Source organism: Marinobacter segnicrescens (assembly GCF_900111555.1).
In the GTDB taxonomy this organism is placed as follows: Bacteria; Pseudomonadota; Gammaproteobacteria; order Pseudomonadales; family Oleiphilaceae; genus Marinobacter; species Marinobacter segnicrescens.
Window position 1 is genome coordinate 1 of sequence record NZ_FOHZ01000019.1, and the last position, 18,800, is coordinate 18,800.

Below are 18,800 nucleotides of genomic sequence, written 5' to 3' on the forward strand. Positions count from 1 at the left end.
GCGGTGAGTCGATTGGCTTTGTTGTTTTGGCGAACTCAAAACTAACCGGTTTTACCGCCGTCTCCTACTTTTTCACGGTTATCTGCGAAGAACCATAAAAAAGCCCCGGCGTCCTGGGGGAGCCGGGGCAAGCCGAACATTCAGTAGGCAGTTCGGCAACCACTTCCAACCTTACCGATCAGGGCAGCAGCACACCGTCGATCACGTGTACCACGCCGTTGCTGGCTTCAATGTCAGTGGCAGTAACCGTGGCTTTGTTGCCCTGGGCGTCTTCCAGGGTCACAGCGCCAGATTCGGTGCGGGCAATGACGTCACCGTTCATGGTTTCGATGGTGTACATGGTCTCACCGGTCTCGATCAGGCCCAGCAGCTTCTGGGAAGAGACCTTACCTTCCACGACGTGGTTGGTGAGAATGCCCTGCAGCTGCTCCAGGTTCTCTGGCTTCAGCAGTGACTCGACGGTGCCTTCGGGCAGTGCGGCAAAGGCGTCGTCGGTGGGTGCAAAGACGGTAAAGGGACCCTTGCCGGCAAGGGTTTCAGCCAAGCCAGCTTCAACCACGGCGGTTTCCAGTGTGGTGTGGTTTTCAGAGTTCACCACGATGTCGGTGATGGTCGGCTTGTCTTTCATGTCGCCATGATGGTCAGCCTGGGCTGACGCCATCAGTCCAAAAGAGGCAACCAATGCAATCGCGAACTTGGGCAGATTCATATCTGACTCCTCCTGGGGCAACCGGTTATCGGAGCCCATGTGTGGTGTGTTCAGTAGTGTTTGCATCGATGCTGTGGTGGTTTACGGCGGGCTGGCTGGACTGGATTGTTGCGATTGCGAATATTTAATGAATCCCCGGTTTGCGGGCGCAAACCGGGAACTGGCAAAAACCCGGTTTACAGACGTTCGCTGTTCTTCAGGGTAATCTGTTCATTAAGGGTCCAGAAATCGTACAACACCCCGATAAAGAACAACCCGCCGGTAAACAGATAGATAATCCCGGTAATCCACTTGCCCATGTACATCCGGTGGATGCCGAACACACCGAGGAAGGTCAGCAGGATCCAGCTGATGTTGTAGCTGACCGGTCCCTGCTGGTAACGCAGATCAGCCTCCCGATCCATGCCGGGTATCAGGACCAGGTCAATGATCCAGCCGATAAACAGCAGCCCCAGGGTAAAAAACCAGATGGTGCCGGTGACGGGTTTGCCATAGTAGAAACGGTGGGCACCCAGGAATCCGAAGATCCAGAGCAGGTAGCCCATAACCACGCTGTGGGTGTTGTTGTTCCGCTGAATTTCCATCGGGTCTCCTTGATCCGTTAAGGGTTGGCCTTCAGCACCCATCATAAAGCATTTTCCAGAATCTGCCGCTGACGCTATGCTTTTGTCATTCCATGAATTTTTGCAGGGAGGCCGTGTTGCTCATCCGTCGATGCCTGAAGGTATTGCTCTGGGGCCTGTTGCTGCTGGTTGTGCTCTTGGCAGGCACCTGGTGGCTGGCCAGAATGCAGTTGGAGGCCCTGGGCGTAGAGCAGCTCGAGGTGTCCGGTGTGGAGATGGGCTGGAACCGCCTGGCCTTTGATGCGGTCAGCTTGACCTGGACCGGGAAGGGAAGTTCGGTGGTTCTCGAGACCCTCGGGCCGGCCATCACCATGGACTGGGCTGACTGGCAGCTGGACCGGCTGGTGGCCCGCTCTGCCCGAATCCAGCAGTTGACAGCGGCAGGCCCGGAAGCATCAAACCCTGCCCCGGGTGCTGAAGCATTGCGGCTGACGCTGCCGGACTCTGTACCGTTCTGGCTACCCCGCCATTTGTCGGTGAATAACCTTGAGGCGAACTTCCCCTGTCAGGGCGGTCAGTGCCGGTTCAGTGGCGCGCTTCTTTTTGACCGGAACGACGACTCCGCCACGGCCCAGGTGGATGCCACCCTGGCGCGGGGTGACCAGACCCTGACGATAGCGGGAGACGTTCAGCTGGGCACGGGTACCGACACCGTGCCTGGCGGTGACCTGGCTATCGGTGGCCTTTTTCCCTGGCTGTCGCCGCTGGTTAGCGCACAGTGGCACCCGCTGCTTCCTCACTCGGCGACACTGCGGTTCACCCCGTTGGCAGGCTCTGCGGCGGAGGGAGACTGGCCTGTGGCGGTAACACTGACCACTGAAGGCGGGGCTGTACCGGGGTTCGAGGGCGACCTGGTGCTGCACACCGGGGACAACTGGCGCCTGGATGTTTCAGGGGGCCGGCTCACTGCGGCACTGAAGCAGTGGCAACAGGCAGGCTGGGTGCTGGATGATGTGCGGCTCGATATGCCCCTCAGTGGGCAGCTGTCGCCTGACAGTAGCCGTGTCACGCTCGGGCCCGGGGCTGTCGTTCAGGTGCGACACCTGGACCCGTTATCCGCCGCCGAGCTGATGTGGCTGGATAAGCTGGCCCTGTCAGGAGCAGGGCTGGTATTGGTTTATCGCAATGGTGATCTGCAGGTGGAAGGCCCGGTTCAGCTCAGCATCGGTGAGGTTCGGCACAACGCCCTTGTTACCCAGGGCTGGCAGCTGGCGGCAGACCTGATGTGGGCCGGCGCGCTGACCGTTGACGGCACGCTGGTCAATGATGTCGGGGCAAGACTGCCACTGCGGGTTCGATACCATCCCGCCCAGGGCGTGCAGGGCACTGGCACCATGACACTGGATGCAGGCAACCAGGCCAACCAACTGGCTGAAACGTTGAGGGCCTGGCCCGGGTCACTGATCATTGAGGAAGGCGAGGCGCGACTTGTCGGTGAGCTGACCTGGCACCCCGAAAGTCCACTCACGGCGGATGCCACCCTGACGTTCGCCGGGGCCTCGGGCCTGTATGAGGAGATGGCCTGGCAGACACTTTCGGGGCAGGTTCAGGCGAGCCTGGCGAATGATCGGTTAACCATCGGCACATCGGATCTTGGGCTCGCTGAGCTAAACCCGGGCATGCCCATAGGCCCTGTCAGGCTGGCTGGTACCTATGGGGCTGCACTTGCGCAGCCCATGGCTGGCGAATTGGTGCTGGAGGGTGCCCAGGCCGGGTTTGCAGGCGGTACCCTGAGTGTTGCACCGCACACCTGGCAGCTGGACAGAGTGCCGATCAGGGTGCCTGTCACGGTGCAGGGACTGCAGTTATCCCGTTTGATGAACCTTTATCCCACTGAGGGCCTTGCCGGCGAGGGCACCCTGAAAGGTGAGCTGCCATTAATGATCAGCGACCGGGGTGTACGCATTGAGGGCGGACACCTGTCGGCACTGCCCCCCGGGGGTCGGCTACAGTTGCCAGCGGACAAGCTGCAGGCCATGGCGGCCACCAACGAAGCCATGGCCCTGGTCACCCGTGCCATGGAAGACTTTCACTATGAACTGCTTGAAAGCGGGATCAGCTACTCCGAAGACGGCACCCTGGTACTGGACCTGCAACTTCGTGGTAGCAGCCCCGGGGTGGACAGCGACCGCCCGGTGGTGCTCAATATCAATCTTGAGGAAGATATACCGGCATTGCTGACCAGCCTGCAGCTGAGCGGCCGGGTTAATGAGGCGGTCACCGAAAGGGTCCGCGAACGTTTGCAGCAGGACGGTGTCGATACCCAATAGTCAGGTCTTCGCCACGGGGCGAGGCCGGAACAGGCAAGGAGAGACCATGAAGGCAAGTACCCGAGCGGGAGCGGCAGTGGCCGCAATGTTGCTGGGCAGTCTGTTGGCCGCCTGCACCCCTACCGTGCAGATGGCGGCGCCCAAGGAGCCGATTACAGTCAACCTGAACGTTAAGATCCAGCATGAGATCTACGTAAAAGTAGACCGGGAAGTGGATGAACTCTTTACCGACCAGGGCCTGTTCTGAGCCCGGTCAACATGGTTTCAAGGAGCTGCATGATGACACTGTTCAAATACGCTACCGCCATACTGATGGCCATGATGCTGGCACTGCCGGCGGCTGCCCTGTCCCTTGATGAAGCCAAGGGCCGCCTCGAAAGCGCCAAGAGCTCGGGGCAGGTGGGTGAGATGCCGACAGGATACCTCGGTGTGGTGTCCGGAGGTGGTGAGGCCGAAGCCATCGTTGAGGCGATTAACGAAGCCCGGCGCGCCGAATATGCCCGAATTGCTGAAAAGCATGATATTCCTGTCAGCCAGGTAGAGGCCGTGGCCGGTAAGAAAGCCCTGGAGAAGACGCCTTCAGGTCAGTATATCCAGGTGAACGGTCGCTGGGTGCGCAAATAGCAGGCTGTTTGTCGGGAGCGGCGTGTGGACGCAAGACCACCCGGCGCCCCTCTGGTAATTATTCCTGTAGGCAGCTATCTTCACAGATGCAAGAGTCCACGGATAACTTTCCGTGGGCTTGCTGAACAGGAGCATCATAATGAAAACAATAACCGACCAGCTGGCCAACTATGCCAGCTATCACCGCGACAAACGCAACATCATCACCCACTTCATCGGTATTCCGATGATTGTGGTGGCCATCGCCATCCTGCTGGCCCGCCCCGCCTTCGAAGTCGCCGGCGTTACCATGTCGCCAATCTGGTTTATCGCCCTGGCAAGCGTGCTTTATTACCTGGTTCTTGATCTTCGCTTTGGCGTTGTCATGGGTGTGCTCATGGCCCTGGCCGTCTGGGTTGGTATGCAGGTGGCTGCCCTGTCCACGACGGCCTGGCTGGCGTGGGGTATCGGGCTGTTTGTGGTGGGCTGGGTCGCGCAGTTTATCGGTCACTACTATGAGGGTCGCAAACCGGCTTTCGTGGACGATATCGTAGGACTGCTGATCGGGCCACTGTTCGTGGTGGCGGAGGCGGCCTTCGGGTTCGGACTCTGCAAATCCCTGCAACAGGAGATCGACCGCCGCGCAGGCCCGGTCCATAACGGCCACGGAGGAACGGCCGCCAGCCACTGAGCGTCTGGTCCTGACCCGCTCCCGGAAGCACATAGTCTCTCCGGGACGGGAAACTCCAACGGTTGTACCGATATTCCACCGGCCGCCCGGTTTTCACCGTGCAGGCTGTTCTGAACCCTTTTACTGGAAGCGAAGATGTCTCCGACGCCGGAACGCCCGAATCTGCTGATCATGGTGACCTGCGGGCTGCTCACCAGCCTGGTGGTTATTGCCTTTGCCCGTATGGCCTATGGGGTCATCCTGCCGCCCATGCGGGCAGATCTTGGTCTCAGTTACCAGCAGGCGGGGGTACTCGGCACTATTACCGCCCTCGGTTATCTGCTGTTTGTACTGGCCGGGGGTGTGGCCGCCGCCCGTTTCGGAGCAAAGCCCACGATCGTGTTTGGCCTGGTCTCGGTGGCGCTGGGATTTGCCGGGCTGACCGTGGCGTCCCATTACTGGCTATTGCTGGGGCTGATGGCATTGCTGGGTTTCGGTACCGCTTTCAGCTTTGCGCCGATGGTGTCACTGCTGGCCACCTGGTACCCGGAAAAACGGGGGCTGGTGATTGGCCTGATGACCAGCGGCGTGGGTATGGGGATGTTGCTGGTGGGAGCGCTGGCTCCCCTGATGACCAACCTGTTCGGTGACAATGGCTGGCGCGTCAGCTGGGGAATCTTCGGTTGCGTGGCGGTTATTGTGGCGGTGCTGATTACCGTCTTCGCCAAGGACCCGCCGCGATTGGCCGCGAGCTCTGGAGAAACACCACCCTCGGATGACAAATGGCTGATCTACCGGAATCACCGGGTGATCACCGTGGCCACGGTATACGGCATTATTGGCGTCACCTACATCGTGCAGGCCATTTTCATGATCAGCTTCATGGTGGAAGAAGGCCATGCCGAGGCGACCGCTGGTGCCTTCATGGCCATGATGGGGCTGATGTCCATTGCTGCGGGTCCCCTGTGGGGCTGGCTGTCGGACCACTGGGGACGTGGCAACGCACTGACCGCCTCGCTGGCGCTGGTGACCCTGGCCATGGGGCTGCCCCTGCTCGATCAGTCGCTGGTTACGTTTTTCCTGCACTTCCTGGTGATGGGGCTGTCGGTCAACGGCATGTTTGCCCTGATCCAGGCCAGCGCCACCGACCAGGTGGCGCCCAGGTACATTCCCATTGCCTTCAGCTTTGTCACGGTATTCTTCGCTTCCGGGCAGCTGGTGGGGCCGGCGGTGGCTGGCTGGCTGATCGAGTTTAGCGGGGGCTTCCGGGTGGCGTTTGGCTTTACCTTCGTGGTGTTGCTGGCAGGGGTCTACCTGACCCTGCGAATCCGGCGCTTCCCCGCCGAAGTTGCGGTAGGGGCACCGACCACAGGAGACTGAGCCTACAGCTCCTCCTGTTCAGGCGCTTTGTGGCTCGCTGGTCCAGGGTGCCCGGCAGGCAACCCGGTTGCGGCCAGCCTCCTTGGCTTCGTAAAGGGCCAGGTCCGCCTGGCGAATCAGGTCGTCGGGCGGTATCTCACGATAGCTACAGGCCACGCCCGCCGACAGGGTGACGGAAAGGAGGTTGTCGCCTACCGCCACCGGGGTCTTCTCGAACATGCGCCGGTAATCCTCGGCGCGGGCCTCTGCGGCTTCCAGCCCTGTGCCCGGTAGCACCACCAGGAATTCCTCCCCGCCAAAACGACAAACGATATCACTGGCCCGAGACAGCGCTGACAGTACGCTGGCCAGCTGGTTGATCACCAGGTCCCCTGCACTATGACCGTAGCGATCGTTCACCGATTTGAAGTGATCCAGGTCGATCAGCACCAGGCTCAGGGGGTCGCCCTGCCTCAGGCAGCGGGTCATTTCCCGGTGCAGGCTGTCCTCCAGGTAGCGACGGTTGTACAGACCTGTCAGCGGATCACGGTTGGCCTGTTCCCGTAACTGTTCCTGCAGCTGCCGGTTTTCCTCGATTTGCTGTTTGAGCTCCTGCTCGGTCTGGCGCTGTCGTTCACGGGCGCCATGAAGGGAGTGGTTACGGCTGAACGACACATGGCCCACCATCAACAAATACATGGAAATGGAGCTGATAGCCAACACTGTGGTGAGCCAGTGGGTCCCGGGCTGCCACCAGAAACCGACAAACAGCCCGCCGGCCACAATCCCCCCGGCCAGTCCAGCCATGGCCTGTACCATGCCGGGCAATCCCCGGAATACGGTCAGGTTCATGGTAATGCTGATGGCCAGAATGAAGGTGATCCATACCGGGAAGCCAAGGCCAGCGATCCACAGGCCGAAAATGATCGAGTCGATCACCAGGTTGTTGAATTCCGAATGCATGGAATCGGCTGATCGCCGGGCCCGGAGATAGGCCAGTTGGGGCCATACCAGAAAGCTGACCGCCAGGGTCGGATAGAGCCAGGGAGAGAGACCTTGCAGCCAGACATGGCTGGCGAGGGTCAGGAAAGCCGCCACAAAGGACAGGCTGCGGTTGCGCCGGTTCATGTTAACAACCCAGTGGGGCTGGGGGCTGGGAGTATGACGGGTGACGGACATGAGCAATACGGCCTGCTTCCACTACAATCCGGATATGAAATACCGCATTCCCGCGGTTCAAGTGTCCCAGTATAGGACACGTCTGCTGAATTTGTGCGCAATTTTTCAGGATAATCTGTGGGTAAACTACGTGATTTCTGTTTCCCCGGAGAAGGAGCTCAAAGGTGGATCTGGAGCAGCTTTATCAGCAACATTCGCGGCAGGTTCTGGCAACACTTATACGCCTGACCGGCGAGTTTGAACTGGCCGAGGAATGCCTTCAGGAGGCTTTCGCCGCGGCCCTTGCCCAGTGGCCTTCCGAAGGCACGCCCGGAAACCCGGTTGCCTGGCTGGTTCGTACCGGACACCACAAGGCCATTGATCACATCCGACGGCAACAGACCGCCCGGCGCCACAGTGAACTACTGACCCCAGAGGTAGAGGGGCCGTCCGACCAGGGGACCGCGATCTATCAGGATGACCTCCTGCGCCTGATCTTCACCTGCTGCCACCCGGCCCTGGGGCGCGAGGCCCAGCTGGCACTGACCCTGAGGGAAGTGTGTGGACTGACCACCGAACAGGTCGCCCGTGCGTTGCTGCAGAAACCCGCCACCCTCGCCCAGCGCATTGTCAGGGCCAAGCGCAAGGTCCGCGAAGCGAGGATACCCTACGAAGTGCCGGACCAGCGGGAATTGCCGACCCGTTTGCCACCGGTGTTGCAGGTGATCTATCTGATGTTCAACGAAGGTTACAGTGCTACTGAAGGTGCGAGGGTGGTGGATGTCAGCCTGGCAGCGGAAGCGATCCGGCTGGGAGCCATGATGTCCCGGCTGCTGCCACGGCCGGAGGTGTACGGGCTCCTGGCCCTGCTGTTGCTGCATGATGCCCGGTGGGCGGCGCGGGAAGACGGCGAGGGCAACCTGGTGACACTCGAGGAGCAGGATCGTTCGCTCTGGGACCAGGGTCAGATCGAACAGGGGCGCCACTGGCTGATGCAGGCGCTGGCTCACCCGGATCCGGGTCCCTATACGCTCCAGGCCGCCATCGCCGCGTCCCATGCCGATGCGAAGGACCCTGCCTCCACCGATTGGGCTGAAATTGCCGCACTGTACGGCTTGCTTTACCAGAAGTGGCCAACACCGGTGGTGGCCCTCAACCGGGCGGTGGCCATCGCCATGCGGGATGGCCCGGCGCACGGGCTGGCGTTGCTGGACCAGCTTGCTGCCGACAAGGTCCTGCAGAGCTATCACCTGTTCCACGCCGCCCGCGCCGACCTTTACCGACGTTGTGGTGACCGGGACCGGGCCCGACTGGCTTATCAGCAAGCCCTGACCCTGGTCCGGCAGGAGCCGGAGCGCCGTTTCCTGCAGCGACGCCTGGAGGAACTGTCGTCCTCCTGAAAAAAATCATCTGCCGTGTCGAAATCCGGTGTTGTGGTTCGACTGGAAGATAACCCGGGACTGTAACAGTGCCCGGTCTGTTTTCAGACGAACGACAAGCAAGGAGGACAGGCGATGAAGATACTCTATGGTCAAAGACAATGGCGTGCCACTGGGAGATGCCTATGAAATACGTGGCCCTGGTGTACTACCAGGAAAGCACTATCAACGATATGACCGAGCAGGCCTGGCATGACCTGAACCAGGAGTGCCTGGGCTGTGTGGAGAAATTGACGGAGGGCGGCCACTACCTGGCCGGGCAGGCACTGCAGCCGGTGGAGTCCGCGACAACGTTGCGGGTCCGTGATGGTGAGGTCCAGCTCTCCGATGGCCCCTTCGCCGAGACCAGGGAGCAACTGGCGGGTTTCTACCTGCTGGACGCCAGGGACCTTAACGAGGCCTTGCAACTGGCCAGCCATATCCCGCCGGCACGCCTGGGCAGTATCGAGGTCAGGCCCGTGCGGGAGCTGCCACCGAAGGATGAGGAGAACAGGTAATGAGCTATATCGATGGTTTTGTTGCGGCTGTACCCACAGCCAATCGTGAAAAATACGTTCGCCACGCCAGCGATGCAGGGGTGGTCTTCCGGGAGTATGGCGCCACCGAGTTTGTGGAGTGCTGGGGAGATGACGTACCCGACGGTGAAGTGACGTCCTTTCCCATGGCTGTGAAATGCAAGCCGGAGGAGACCGTGGTGTTCTCGTGGATCGTCTGGCCCGACAAGGCCACCCGGGACCGGGGCATGCAACAGGTGATGGAAGATCCGCGTCTTCAACCGGACACCAACCCGATGCCGTTTGATGGTAAGCGACTGATTTACGGCGGGTTTGAAGTGGTGGTTCAGCAAAAGGCATCGCCCCGTTGTGTCCCATTGGTAATTCTACGACCCTTTAAATCCTGCCTTCCCGGTGCAATATTAAAAGTTATATCTTGCCCGGGCAGGTGGGAGGTGCTGGGGAACATGTCCTGTTCCAGAGCCCTATGACACAGACCCTGCGCGGCGTATGCACCTGGAAGTGAACAGCAACCAGGGCACCTATTGCATCGAAAAACAGGGAGGCGCCATGAATAAATCACTATCTGCTGCCATCACGGCCATGCTGCTGATCACCTCTTCAGCCTGGGCCGCCTCTCCAGAGAGCCAGGCGATTCGTCCGACCGGCGACAATATGCCAGACGCGTCGCCCACGGAGCAGGCGGACGAGGCAGGGAACCGCAATGCTGAGGGCCGTCGCGGAGGCCAGCAGGGCGACCGGATGCGGGAAGAGCATCGCCGGGACGGCGAGCAGATGCGCCAGGAGTACCGCGAGGAGCGCAAGGAAATGCAAAACGAGCATCAAGGGGAGCAGAATGGCGCTCAACGGCGCCAGGATGACGAGAACCAGTAGCGCCGTGGAAACAGCGCCCCGGAATGAATCGGGGTTTCCGGCCCCGGTAGACTCCGGGGCCGGGCCTTCATTTCCTACTTGATAGCCACCGGGTTAACCGGGGAGCCAGTACCCTGTTCCACTTTCAGGGGCGCCGCCACCAGCATGAAGCTGTACTGACCGTCCTCGGCACTGTCCGCCGCCAGGTCATCCAGCCACCAGATTTCTGACAGCACCACACCCATATCCCGCATCAATGCGCCGTGCAGCGGGATAATGTAGGTCTGCCCGTCGATTTCCTGGACCACTTTCTCAACCGCGATATTGTCGGTAGCAATCATCGGGGTTTCCATCTCGTCCAGCCAGCTCAGCAGTTCATTGCTGTGGCACAGGCCGGGCTCGTTCATGGCGTTCCATTCCTCGTCCGGCTCCTCTTCCCAGAAGCGGGCGATGGAACCAGTGCGGATCACCAGGATGTCCCGCTTGTTGATGGTGGTGCCTTGGGCTTCTGCCGTGGCCTCCAGGTCTTCAAGGTTGATGCAGGTGTCTGTGGGCAGGCGATGGAGGTCATCGCTGCCCATATGGCGGCCGACATCCAGCAGGACCGCTCGACCGACGATGCCTTTTTCGCCGATCTCACCGACATCCGCGTGGGTGTGACCGTGAACGGAGGTTTCCTCACCCTTGCCGCCGTAGATCTGGTTGCCATACCAGGCATGGGCCAGGCCATCCACGTGGGTGGTGCCCTGCAGGTACATGAAGGCGACGTCGTCCGAGTACTTCATACCGCCCGGGGCCGGTTCAGCCTTGCCTGCCATGTAGACGCCGGCGTCCGTGGCCATGAAATGCTGGGTGGGCACGCGGCCGGGAAACACCGGGCCGGAGCCTGAGGTCATGGGGATCTGCAGGGTAAAGGTTTTACCGCTCTTGATGGTTCCGGCGCCGTTTTTTACCTGTTCCTCACCCAGGTAGTTGAGGGCGCCTACCTGGTCGTCCTCTCCCCATTTGCCCCAGTTGTTGGGTGCGTCGTTTTGCAGGGTATCCATGGGCGTCTGCTGTGCAATTGCCACAGTGGACAGTCCGGCAATCAGGGTTCCTGTGCACAGGGCCAGGAGGGATGGTTTGAAGGGCATGGTTGTTCTCCTTGTTGCGTTGCTTGTTGTTGTGATTAACCACCGGCGGTAACAACCGCCGGTGGGTGGTGCAAGGGAGAAAGTGGTAGCCGTAGTGTAGTTGTTATGTGTGGATTGTCAGTCGAACAGAATCACCTGTCGCACGGCCTTACCGGCAGCCAGTTTCTCGAATCCTTCGTTGATCTGGTCCAGGGTCAGGGTGTCGCTCAGCAGTTTGTCCACCGGCAGCTTGCCCTGGCGGAACAGGCTGACGTAGCGGGCCACATCCCTTACCGGCACGCAGCTGCCCACGTAACTGCCCTTGAGCGTGCGTTCTTCTGCCACCAGGCTGACCTGTTGCAAAGCGACCTTCTTTTCTGGGTGGGCCAGGCCGCCGGTCACCGTGGTGCCGCCGCGGCGGGTGATTTGGTAGGCAAACTCCAGGGCTTTCTCGGAGCCGGCCATTTCGATGGCGCAGTTGACGCCGCCGTTGGTGAGCTGTTTGATCGCGTCCACCACGCCTTCTTCACCGGAGTTGAAGGTGTGGGTCGCACCCAGTTCCTTCGCCAGGGCCAGCTTGCTGTCATCCAGGTCGATGGCGATCACTTCACTGGCACCGGCCACCAGGGCTCCCAGCACGCTGTTGAGGCCTACGCCACCGAGGCCGACGACGGCCACGGTCTGGCCTGCCTTGATATCAGCGGAGTTGATGGACGCACCGACCCCGGTCAGCACGGCGCAACCGAACAACGCTGCATGGTGCAGGGGCAGCTCCGGGTCGACTTTCACCAGGGAATCCCGGGACACCACCGCATGGTCCGCAAACGCGGAAACCCCCAGGTGATGGTTGATGGCAGTGCCATCAGCCCGATGCAGTCGGTGCTCGCCGCTCACCAGGGTGCCGGCGTTATTGGTCTTCGCGGCCGGCTCGCACAGGGCCGGGCGACCCTCTGCGCAGGGCTCACAATGACCACAGCTGGGCACGAATACTGCGACCACATGGTCACCGGGTTTGAGGTCCCGGACGCCGTTACCCACTTCCTTGACGATACCGGCGGCTTCGTGGCCCAGGGCCATGGGTACCGGGCGCGGGCGGTTGCCGTCGATAACGGACAGGTCCGAATGGCACAGGCCAGCGGCCTTGATCTGTATCAGCACCTCGTTATCGCCGGGTGGGTCCAGCTCCAGCTCCTCGATAACCAACGGCTTTGTTTCAGTGTAAGGGCGTTCGGCGCCAATGGCTTGTAGTACCGCAGCACGAATTTTCATGGTTGTTCTCCTTATTCGGATCCATCAGTAATCGGTCAGTCCCGATGATTCTGACGTATCCCTGCGACCTTGTGAAACCGCGCCCCGCTCGATCCGCCAGGTGGCGTCCACCAGGTCGGCGGAATGGCTGTCATCGGACTCGGCAATAAGCACGGTCAGACCCTCGCCCCGAAGGTCGGCAATCACCGCAGACAGGCGCTTGGCCAACACCGGTGCCACCCCTTCGAAGGGCTCGTCCAGCAGGATCATTTCCCGGCCCGGAATCAGGGCGCGGCCCAGAGCAACGAGCTTCTGCTGGCCCCCTGAAAGCTGCAGGGCCTTGCGCTCGCCAAAGTCGGCGATTTCCGGCATCAGCGAGTAGACCCATTTCAGGCGCTCTTCACCATCCCGGATCTTGTTGGCCCAGGCCGGCATCAGCATGTTCTCGGTGACCGTCAGCTCCGGGATCAGGCGCCGGTCTTCAGGCATGTAACTGATGCGCATGTTGGCCCGGCGGTGGGAGGGCAGCCGGGTGATGTCCTCACCCTTGAAAGTGATCGAACCCTTGTCGGGCGGCAACAGACCCATAATGGCCCGGATCAGGGTGGTCTTGCCGGCACCGTTGTGGCCGATCAGTCCCGCCATCTTGCCAGTGGGAATGGTCAGGTTGATGTCCCGGAGTATCTTGATGCCCTCAATGGAGACGTCGAGATTGGATATTTCAAGGCTCATATCAGGCGTCTCCCCCGGATGCGGTTGGTTTGTGTTGCTTGCCGGTGACCAGTTCCTGCACCTTTTCATCGGCGAGGACCTCGTCAACCGGACCATCCTTGATCACCACGCCACTGGCAAAGGCCAGCACCCTGGTGACATAGCGCTGCACAATTTCCATATCGTGTTCCACGAACAGCACGGTCAGGCCGCGGGCACGGACCGCTTCCATGACCGTGTCCATCAGGGTGTATTTTTCCTCCATGCTGACGCCACTGGTGGGCTCGTCCAGCAGCAGCATTCGGGGCTTGCCCAGCATGGCGATGGCAATGTCGAGGAGCTTGCGGGCACCCTGGGGCATGGCGGTTACCATTTCGTCCCGGTACTCGGTGATGTGCATCTGTTCGAGGATTTCCTCGGCTGCCTTCAGCCGTTCCGGGGTATGCACCGGGCACAGCATCTGGAACTGCTTGTGCTCCGCTGCGGCCAGGGCGATGGACAGGTTGTCGATGACCGGCAGTTCCAGGAACAGCTGTGGTATCTGGAACGAGCGGGTCAGACCCTTGCGCATCAGCTTGCGGGGGCCAAGGCCCTTGATGGGCTTGCCGTCGAAGGAAATCGATCCTTTCGAGGGCGGCAGGTACCCGGTCACCATATTGATAAACGTGGTCTTGCCGGCCCCGTTGGAGCCGATGACACCGACGATTTCCCCTTCGGTAATGGTAACGTTTATATTCTCTGCGGCGGTCACCGCTCCGAAATAGCGGGACAGCCCCTCGGTTTTCAGAATCTCGGTCATGAGGCGGCCCCTTTCTTGCGGGTGAACAGGCTCCAGATGCCCTTGGGCAGGAACAGGATGATCAGCAGCAACACAATGCCGAGGATCATCTGCCAGGCGTTGGGGGCCAGCTCAATGGCGTAGGTTCTTACCAGGGTGAAGATCAGCGCCGCGATGAATGGCGCCGCCACATGGCCGGTACCGCCGAGGATGGCGATGAACACGAACTCGCCGGAAATCGTCCAGTAGGCCATGGTAGGGTCCACGTGGCCGGCGGCCAGGGCGGTCATGGAGCCTCCCACGGAGCCGATGGCCGCAGCAATTACATAATTGATGTACAGGGTCTGCTGACGGGAGATCCCCATGTATTCGACCCGCACTTCGTTCTCCCGGATTGCCTCGCAGGCCAGGCCGATACTGGACTTGAAGTAACGGTTCAGGAACAGGGCGATCAACAACGCCAGGGCAATGGCGAGCATCAGAGCCATATTGGCGCTGTCACCGGTTTTCGAGTCGAACCAGAGCAGTGTCCAGTCCACTACGCCGAAACCGTCAGTGCTGCCCAGGCCATGGCTTTTCACCAGGATGCCGTAAAGGATCATGGAGAAGGCCAGCGACAGCATGGCGAAGAAAATCTCCCGGTAGCGGGTCACCAGCAACCCGAGGATCATGGCGATAGCGACCGTGGCCACCACACCGAGGCCTATCAGTACCAGGGCGTCGGTAATGCCCAGGAAGCGTCCGCCCAGGCCTACGGCATAACCGCCGAGGCAATAGAACAGGCCCTGGCCGAAGGAGACCAGGCCGGCCCGCATCAGCATGACCACGCCCATGACCACCAGACCGGTGGAGATGGCAAGGGTCAGGGTGAAAACCAGCCAGTTGGGGCTGAACTGGGCGGCAATGGCAACGGCGATGGCAACGCCGATCAGTGACAGTTCGGTTCTGTCTGCTTTCATCATATTTTCCTCGCTACCGCCTGACCAAAGAGCCCGTGGGGCCGGAATACCAGTACCGCGGCCATGACGGCGTAGATGATGAACAGTTCCAGTTCGGGCATGGTATGGATCGAGGTGGCCCTGGCCAGGCCGACGATGATGGCGCCGATCGCGGCACCGGTAATGCTGCCGAGCCCGCCTGTAACAACTACCGCGAAGGCCAGCACGATGACTTCAATGCCGATGCCCGGCACCACGGAAATGATCGGTGCGGTGATGCCACCGGCGATGGCACCCAGGGTTGCGCCGATCATGAAAGTAATGGTGAACATGCGGCCCACATTCACACCCATGGCCTTCGATACTTCCCGGTCATGGATGATGGAGCGCAGGATCTTGCCGATGCGGGTACGTTCCAGCCAGAACCAGAGGCCGACGCCAATCACGATGGACACCACCAGCACCATCAGGTCATAGCGGGACACGGTCAGTACGTCGATATTGATCCGCCCCATGGCGGCGTAGGGCTGGTAGGCAAAGTAGGGTGTGGTACCCCAGACCAGCTTCATGACGTCTTCAAGAATCAGCAGTACGGCAAAGGTGATGATCAGCATCAGGATTTCATCACGGCCATACATAATGCGCAGCAGGCCCCGCTCGATCGCAAGGCCGGTAACCGCACCGATGGCGACGGCACACACCGCGATAATGGCAAAGGCCATCCACAGCTGGTCGCCCCCGTCGGCGTAGTACCAGCCAAGGGCCGAGGCGGCGGCGTAGGCACCCAGGGCATAGAGGCTGCCGTGGGCCATGTTGAGTATGCGCATAACGCCGTAGATGACGGTCAGCCCGGCTGCCACCAGGAACAGCCAGGAGGCGTAGATAAACCCGTCAATCAGTATCGCCCAGACGGTTAACATCAAGGGTTACTCCTGTGTGTGAATACACCGGTGGCGCGAACGCCACCGGTGGTCGGTTGAATAAATGGATCAGTCGCAGCTGGAGCCGGGGAAGCCCTCTTTGATCCATTCCTGGGCGTTATAGCCGTCCGGCGCTGACACACAGTCGCCCGGGTAGGATTTCACGTTACGCAGTTCAGCCTGGCCGTCCTCGAAGTGATACTCACCGTAGAGCATGGGCTGAACCGCCTGGTGACCACCAGCCAGGCCCATATTGACGGTGCCGCTGACAGATTCGAACTTCGCACCCTTGAGGGCAGCCGCCAGTTCTTCAGAGCTGGGCACGCCGTCGGCGTCGGAGTTATCCGCCGCGTATTTCAGCGCCAGGATAGCCTGGGCCGCCTTGGAGGCGGGGTAGCTGGGCGGGGTGCCATGCTTTTCCTCGTAGGCCTTGCTGAACCACTCGCTCAGGTCGTTCTCGGGCATGAAGCCACCGAAGGGACCACGGCCGCCAAGAATGGTGCCGTTGGGTGCCTGGCCGTCAAACCGGTGCAGGCCGGATTCACCAGTGGTGAGCAGGGCGGTTGCCTGGGCCAGCAGGCCGCGGGCATTGGCCTGGGCCACGAAGGACTCCATGTCACCCCCCCACATGGAGGAATGCACGATTTCCGGTCTGCGGGTCTGCAGGGCTGAAATCTCCGTGCCGTAGCTGCCCTGGAAGATCTGAGGGGTCTGGTTGTTGACGATCTCCGCCTCTGGCATCAGCTGTTCCATGGCCAGGGTGAAATCCTGCCAGGAGTCCTGGCCCCAGGCGTAGTTCTGCTGGATTCCGGCGATGCGCTTTGCGTCCGGGCGGGTCTCGGCCAGGTAGCGGGCTGCGCCGACGTTATCCGCAACAGCGTCCAGGCCAGTACGGAATACGTACTTGGGGTCTTCCAGTTCTTCGAACATGCGGGAGGTGCCGCAGTCGAAGGCAATGGTGAATGTCTGCATCTCTTCCGCTACCGGGCCGACAGCGAGGCAGTCGCCGGAGGAGATATAGCCGATCACGGCGTTAACATTCTGCCGCTGAACCAGGTTGCGGTACTCCTCTACCTGCTTGGTGGGGCCGCCGGCTTCGTCCACTTCAACCATTTCAAGTTGCAGGCCGTTGACGCCCACCGAGTCGTAGGGGGCAGGCAGGGTGCCTTCGTTGATGGCTTCCACCACCAGCTTGGCGCCCTGGGAGGCCGGAACGCCGAAGGGGCCGGATGCACCACCGGACAGGAAGGTGACGAAGCCTACCTTGAAACTGTCCTGGGCGTGGGCGGTTGTAGCCAGCCCCATAACGCCGGCGGATGCCAGCGCCACGGAAGTGGCCGTGCTGAGCAGGGTTTTCTGCCAGATAGTTCGTTGTTGGGTTGTTTTCATTGCGTGCTCCTTGGTTGTTTTTGTGCGCTTACGGATGCTGCATGGGTTTCGGGTTGTCGGCGGCTAGCCGCCGGTTTCTCCACGTCGCTTTTGAATCAAAGCGGGCGAGGGTTTGAGGGATTCGGCGTCATACACCCGCCAGTTGCCAAGCAGTACCCGGGCCGGAGGAAAGCGGTCATCGGAGACCGGGGTTCCGATGGCCTGGGCCTGGGCAATCTGGTGGGTCTGTGGATCAATATAGGAGGTAAATCCGTCCGGGTCTTTTGGCAGGGGGACTTCCAGGCCCTCCAGGGCCGTAATCACTGCCCGGGTATCACTGACATCGCCGGCCAGGCGAATCGCCCGGGCAATGGCCATCATGCCCGCCCAGGCACCCTGGGCCGAGTAGCTGGGGTAGCGGCCGGACAGCTCGTGGAAGTCCTGCACAAATTGACGGTTACGGTCGGTGTCCGGCCAGTTGACGTGGTGCCGGGCAGACAGGATCAGCCCCGGGGGCGGCTCACTGCCAAGGGCTACCAGGGTCTCGTAGTCACCACCGGTATCAAAGTTGGCCACCCGCATCTGCTCGAACAGGCGAGTGGTGCGAGCCTGCTCGATAAAGGCGGTAAAATCACCACCCCACAGGCCGACGACCAGAATGTCCGGCGGGTTTTCCAGTAACGACTGGATATAGAGGGAGTAGTCCGGTTCGTACAGCCGTGGCCAGTAGGTGCCGGTCTGTTCAAAGCGGACACCTTCCAGCGCCAGGGCCTGTTGCAGGTCACGCCAGGCGACACGGCCATATTCATAGTCCGGGCCCAGGAACGCCAGTTTCCGCCAGCCTGTCTCTTTCTGCAGTTCTTTCAGGTAGCGGGCACCGGCAGCATGGGAGATCCAGGTGTCGCTGGACACGCGGAAGTAGTAATCATGGCCTTCCTCCAGGGTCGCCCGGGACGAGGCGTGGTCGGTACCGATCAGAATGACCTGCTTCTGGCGGGCGAGTCGGCTGACGGCCATCCCCACGCCCGAACTGACAATGCCGCAGAGAATATCGGCGTCGTCGTTTTGCAGGAAATCCTCGGCCATGCGCACGGCAAACGATGCCTTGGAGCGGGAGTCATCCACGATGACGCGAAGGTCAGGGCTTTGCGGATCCCGGGCCAGCTCCTGCAGCGCCATGCGAATGGCCACAATACTGTCGCGGCCATAGCTGGCGGACCTTCCGGTCATGGGGTACATGCAGGCGATGGTGGCGTCCGCCTGGTCTTTCGGGGCGCCGAGTTCTACCCGACCCACAGGGGTGTCTGCAGGCAGCGCCATGGCGACCGGCGAAACCAGCAGCCATACCAGGGCAATCACGGCTGAGGTCCAGCCATGGCGACCCTGGCTGGTGCAGCCAGGAAATGCTGTGGTGTCTTTATGACGATGGCGGGTGAGGGGTCCCGACACATCTGCCTCCTGATCCGGTCAGCCCGGTATCGGATGATCGTTTGTTGTTGTCTGATTCGAGAAACCTGTAGCAAAAGA

At 60.8% G+C, this 18,800-nt stretch carries 19 protein-coding genes and 1 pseudogene; 9 read left to right on the forward strand and 11 right to left on the reverse strand.

Going from position 1 to position 18,800, the window contains the following annotated elements; translation table 11 throughout:
• Positions 1 to 178: 178 nt before the first annotated feature.
• Positions 179 to 709 carry a fasciclin domain-containing protein gene (locus BM036_RS15050; RefSeq protein ID WP_091853861.1) on the reverse strand — a complete coding sequence of 177 codons (531 nt, stop codon included), beginning with the start codon at positions 707 to 709 and terminating at the stop codon, positions 179 to 181.
• Between the two features lie 176 nt (positions 710 to 885).
• The gene (locus BM036_RS15055; RefSeq protein WP_091853863.1) at positions 886 to 1,293 is read right to left on the reverse strand and encodes an NINE protein; all 408 of its coding nucleotides are present in this window, start codon (positions 1,291 to 1,293) and stop codon (positions 886 to 888) included.
• Positions 1,294 to 1,409: 116 nt separating this feature from the next.
• Between BM036_RS15055 and BM036_RS15060 the strand changes: the two genes are divergently transcribed.
• From BM036_RS15060 to BM036_RS15080, 5 genes are all read left to right on the forward strand, one after another.
• The gene (locus tag BM036_RS15060; protein WP_177186075.1) at positions 1,410 to 3,602 is read left to right on the forward strand and encodes an intermembrane phospholipid transport YdbH family protein; all 2,193 of its coding nucleotides are present in this window, start codon (positions 1,410 to 1,412) and stop codon (positions 3,600 to 3,602) included.
• A 46-nt stretch (positions 3,603 to 3,648) separates the two neighbouring features.
• Positions 3,649 to 3,849, forward strand: coding sequence for a YnbE family lipoprotein (locus tag BM036_RS15065; RefSeq protein WP_091853867.1), 201 nt, complete (start codon positions 3,649 to 3,651; stop codon positions 3,847 to 3,849).
• A gap of 32 nt (positions 3,850 to 3,881) precedes the next feature.
• Entirely contained in the window at positions 3,882 to 4,226 is a 345-nt protein-coding gene (locus BM036_RS15070) for a YdbL family probable chaperone protein (RefSeq protein ID WP_091853869.1), read from the forward strand.
• 139 nt (positions 4,227 to 4,365) lie between these two features.
• Entirely contained in the window at positions 4,366 to 4,896 is a 531-nt protein-coding gene (locus BM036_RS15075; RefSeq protein WP_091853871.1) for an Mpo1 family 2-hydroxy fatty acid dioxygenase, read from the forward strand.
• 135 nt (positions 4,897 to 5,031) lie between these two features.
• Entirely contained in the window at positions 5,032 to 6,255 is a 1,224-nt protein-coding gene (locus tag BM036_RS15080; RefSeq protein WP_091853873.1) for an MFS transporter, read from the forward strand.
• Positions 6,256 to 6,273: 18 nt separating this feature from the next.
• Here BM036_RS15080 and BM036_RS15085 read toward each other — a convergent pair whose 3' ends face one another.
• A complete protein-coding gene (locus tag BM036_RS15085; RefSeq protein WP_177186076.1) occupies positions 6,274 to 7,362 on the reverse strand; it encodes a sensor domain-containing diguanylate cyclase in 1,089 nt (362 codons plus the stop codon).
• 221 nt (positions 7,363 to 7,583) lie between these two features.
• On the opposite strand from BM036_RS15085, the gene BM036_RS15090 reads away from it, so the two are divergent.
• The 4 genes and pseudogenes from BM036_RS15090 to BM036_RS15105 all read left to right on the forward strand — a co-directional run bounded on the left by BM036_RS15090 (position 7,584) and on the right by BM036_RS15105 (position 10,219).
• Positions 7,584 to 8,792, forward strand: coding sequence for an RNA polymerase sigma factor (locus BM036_RS15090; RefSeq protein WP_091853974.1), 1,209 nt, complete (start codon positions 7,584 to 7,586; stop codon positions 8,790 to 8,792).
• 164 nt (positions 8,793 to 8,956) lie between these two features.
• The gene (locus tag BM036_RS15095) at positions 8,957 to 9,328 is read left to right on the forward strand and encodes a YciI family protein (protein WP_091853976.1); all 372 of its coding nucleotides are present in this window, start codon (positions 8,957 to 8,959) and stop codon (positions 9,326 to 9,328) included.
• Positions 9,328 to 9,675, forward strand: a pseudogene (locus BM036_RS15100) (DUF1428 domain-containing protein); the annotation flags it as partial. The gene BM036_RS15095 and the pseudogene BM036_RS15100, both read left to right, overlap by 1 nt.
• Before the next feature lie 220 nt (positions 9,676 to 9,895).
• Complete coding sequence (locus BM036_RS15105; protein ID WP_143066621.1) at positions 9,896 to 10,219, forward strand: hypothetical protein; 324 nt, start codon at positions 9,896 to 9,898, stop codon at positions 10,217 to 10,219.
• 74 nt (positions 10,220 to 10,293) lie between these two features.
• On the opposite strand, the gene BM036_RS15110 is transcribed toward BM036_RS15105, so the two are convergent.
• The 8 genes from BM036_RS15110 to BM036_RS15145 form a co-directional block, all read right to left on the reverse strand.
• The gene (locus BM036_RS15110; protein WP_091853881.1) at positions 10,294 to 11,331 is read right to left on the reverse strand and encodes a cyclase family protein; all 1,038 of its coding nucleotides are present in this window, start codon (positions 11,329 to 11,331) and stop codon (positions 10,294 to 10,296) included.
• Between the two features lie 117 nt (positions 11,332 to 11,448).
• Positions 11,449 to 12,579 (reverse strand): zinc-dependent alcohol dehydrogenase family protein, encoded by a 1,131-nt coding sequence (locus BM036_RS15115; protein ID WP_091853883.1) that lies wholly within the window; start codon positions 12,577 to 12,579, stop codon positions 11,449 to 11,451.
• A 24-nt stretch (positions 12,580 to 12,603) separates the two neighbouring features.
• The gene (locus tag BM036_RS15120; RefSeq protein ID WP_091853884.1) at positions 12,604 to 13,290 is read right to left on the reverse strand and encodes an ATP-binding cassette domain-containing protein; all 687 of its coding nucleotides are present in this window, start codon (positions 13,288 to 13,290) and stop codon (positions 12,604 to 12,606) included.
• A gap of 1 nt (position 13,291) precedes the next feature.
• Positions 13,292 to 14,068 (reverse strand): ABC transporter ATP-binding protein, encoded by a 777-nt coding sequence (locus tag BM036_RS15125; protein WP_091853886.1) that lies wholly within the window; start codon positions 14,066 to 14,068, stop codon positions 13,292 to 13,294.
• A complete protein-coding gene (locus BM036_RS15130; protein WP_091853889.1) occupies positions 14,065 to 15,006 on the reverse strand; it encodes a branched-chain amino acid ABC transporter permease in 942 nt (313 codons plus the stop codon). Before BM036_RS15130 ends, BM036_RS15125 begins: the two co-directional genes overlap by 4 nt.
• Positions 15,006 to 15,905, reverse strand: coding sequence for a branched-chain amino acid ABC transporter permease (locus BM036_RS15135; protein ID WP_091853891.1), 900 nt, complete (start codon positions 15,903 to 15,905; stop codon positions 15,006 to 15,008). The genes BM036_RS15130 and BM036_RS15135 overlap by 1 nt, the downstream gene beginning before the upstream one ends.
• A gap of 69 nt (positions 15,906 to 15,974) precedes the next feature.
• Positions 15,975 to 17,294: an ABC transporter substrate-binding protein gene (locus tag BM036_RS15140; RefSeq protein WP_091853893.1), complete on the reverse strand. Its 1,320-nt coding sequence runs from the start codon at positions 17,292 to 17,294 to the stop codon at positions 15,975 to 15,977.
• Between the two features lie 63 nt (positions 17,295 to 17,357).
• Positions 17,358 to 18,722, reverse strand: a complete 1,365-nt coding sequence (locus BM036_RS15145; protein WP_218144820.1) for an ABC transporter substrate-binding protein — start codon at positions 18,720 to 18,722, stop codon at positions 17,358 to 17,360.
• Positions 18,723 to 18,800: the final 78 nt, after the last annotated feature.

Coding starts and splice junctions, on each gene's coding strand:
- BM036_RS15135 (WP_091853891.1), bottom strand. CDS start 15,905: ATGTTAACCGTCTGGGCGATACTGATTGACGGGTTTATCTACGCCTCC.
- BM036_RS15075 (WP_091853871.1), top strand. CDS start 4,366: ATGAAAACAATAACCGACCAGCTGGCCAACTATGCCAGCTATCACCGC.
- BM036_RS15070 (WP_091853869.1), top strand. CDS start 3,882: ATGACACTGTTCAAATACGCTACCGCCATACTGATGGCCATGATGCTG.
- BM036_RS15065 (WP_091853867.1), top strand. CDS start 3,649: ATGAAGGCAAGTACCCGAGCGGGAGCGGCAGTGGCCGCAATGTTGCTG.
- BM036_RS15140 (WP_091853893.1), bottom strand. CDS start 17,294: ATGAAAACAACCCAACAACGAACTATCTGGCAGAAAACCCTGCTCAGC.
- BM036_RS15105 (WP_143066621.1), top strand. CDS start 9,896: ATGAATAAATCACTATCTGCTGCCATCACGGCCATGCTGCTGATCACC.
- BM036_RS15110 (WP_091853881.1), bottom strand. CDS start 11,331: ATGCCCTTCAAACCATCCCTCCTGGCCCTGTGCACAGGAACCCTGATT.
- BM036_RS15095 (WP_091853976.1), top strand. CDS start 8,957: ATGAAATACGTGGCCCTGGTGTACTACCAGGAAAGCACTATCAACGAT.
- BM036_RS15130 (WP_091853889.1), bottom strand. CDS start 15,006: ATGAAAGCAGACAGAACCGAACTGTCACTGATCGGCGTTGCCATCGCC.
- BM036_RS15125 (WP_091853886.1), bottom strand. CDS start 14,068: ATGACCGAGATTCTGAAAACCGAGGGGCTGTCCCGCTATTTCGGAGCG.
- BM036_RS15115 (WP_091853883.1), bottom strand. CDS start 12,579: ATGAAAATTCGTGCTGCGGTACTACAAGCCATTGGCGCCGAACGCCCT.
- BM036_RS15055 (WP_091853863.1), bottom strand. CDS start 1,293: ATGGAAATTCAGCGGAACAACAACACCCACAGCGTGGTTATGGGCTAC.
- BM036_RS15120 (WP_091853884.1), bottom strand. CDS start 13,290: ATGAGCCTTGAAATATCCAATCTCGACGTCTCCATTGAGGGCATCAAG.
- BM036_RS15050 (WP_091853861.1), bottom strand. CDS start 709: ATGAATCTGCCCAAGTTCGCGATTGCATTGGTTGCCTCTTTTGGACTG.
- BM036_RS15085 (WP_177186076.1), bottom strand. CDS start 7,362: ATGAACCGGCGCAACCGCAGCCTGTCCTTTGTGGCGGCTTTCCTGACC.
- BM036_RS15080 (WP_091853873.1), top strand. CDS start 5,032: ATGTCTCCGACGCCGGAACGCCCGAATCTGCTGATCATGGTGACCTGC.